Annotated in this window: 2 protein-coding genes; one reads left to right on the forward strand and one right to left on the reverse strand. The window is 71.2% G+C overall.

Annotation, left to right across the window (positions count from 1 at the left end; genetic code table 11):
* Positions 1 to 46 precede the first annotated feature (46 nt).
* A complete protein-coding gene (locus U9R90_RS36370) occupies positions 47 to 751 on the reverse strand; it encodes a hypothetical protein (RefSeq protein WP_411061778.1) in 705 nt (234 codons plus the stop codon).
* 47 nt (positions 752 to 798) lie between these two features.
* On the opposite strand from U9R90_RS36370, the gene U9R90_RS36375 reads away from it, so the two are divergent.
* On the forward strand, positions 799 to 987 hold the full coding sequence (locus tag U9R90_RS36375; RefSeq protein ID WP_156721632.1) for a DUF5703 family protein: 189 nt from the start codon (positions 799 to 801) through the stop codon (positions 985 to 987).
* Positions 988 to 1,054: the final 67 nt, after the last annotated feature.

Below are 1,054 nucleotides of genomic sequence, written 5' to 3' on the forward strand. Positions count from 1 at the left end.
CCGCCACCCCGAAGCCGACCTCAGCGCGTGGCCCCCGCGCGCGGCCTCAGCGCTCCGCGTCCAGTGGCTCCAGGTCGTCGTCGCCGAGGTCACCAAGGTCACCGCGGGCCGGACGGTCCTCGTCGTCCGGCTCCTCGTCGAAGACCGTACTGACGTCGAAGCGGCAGACGATCCGCTGCGGGTCGGCCTGGTCGAAGGGGGCGTCCAGCCACTCCCCCGGTTCGGCCGGGGTGTCCGCCGCGGTCACCCACAGTGTGGAGTCGCCCTCCTCAAGGCCGAACTCCTTGTGCCGGGAGGCGATCTCGTCCGGCTCGAACTCGCCGAACAGCACACCGAGCGCGGCGTGCACACTGCCGCCGACCACCCCTGCCGCCGACGCCTTGTCGGCGTCGGTCTCCGCCTCCAGGTCGGCGACCCGTTGGGCCTGCGCGAGCAGCCGCTGAGGCTGAGCCACCGCGTAGTCCCGGCGGAGCAGCACGCTGAGCGCGTTCGGCTCATCGGGTCCGGTGTACGGCGGCAGGGCGTCCTCGGCACCCGGGATCTCGAACGGCGTGACCTCGTCGTACTGGTCGTAGAGCACTTCGTCGTACGCCTCGGCCGCCGCGGCCAGCTCGTTGAACGCCTCGTAGACGACCGGGTCGTCCTCCCCCGAGCGGTTCTCGACCGCCGCCAGGTGGCGGTCGAGCGCGGCCTTGACCGCGTCGGCGGCGGCGCGTACCTCGGCAGCGGTGGGCTGCGCAGCATCAGACATAGTGCAGACGCTATCCGTACCAGGGCGTTGCCCGCACAATAGATGCGATGCCGGAATACGAATTTGTCGACGTGTACGTTCCGCGCGGGGTCTCCCGCAAGGACGCGACCCGTCTCCTCACGGACCACGCAGAGTACGGACACTGGGAGTTGGACCGACTGAGACTCCACCGGGACGGCAGCCGCAGGGTGCGGCTGCGTCGGCGGATCATTCGCCAGCTGCGCGCCACCTGGTGACCCGGGAGACCCGGGCCCGAAGGGCGTCGTAGGCAAACGGAGTGGGCCCCGCGAAGGCGGGGCCCAC

The organism is Streptomyces sp. E11-3 (assembly GCF_046540415.1).
Lineage (GTDB): Bacteria > Actinomycetota > Actinomycetes > Streptomycetales > Streptomycetaceae > Streptomyces.

Excerpts from the sequence above, each read along its gene's own strand:
- U9R90_RS36375 (WP_156721632.1), top strand. The coding sequence starts at position 799 with ATGCCGGAATACGAATTTGTCGACGTGTACGTTCCGCGCGGGGTCTCC.
- U9R90_RS36370 (WP_411061778.1), bottom strand. The coding sequence starts at position 751 with ATGTCTGATGCTGCGCAGCCCACCGCTGCCGAGGTACGCGCCGCCGCC.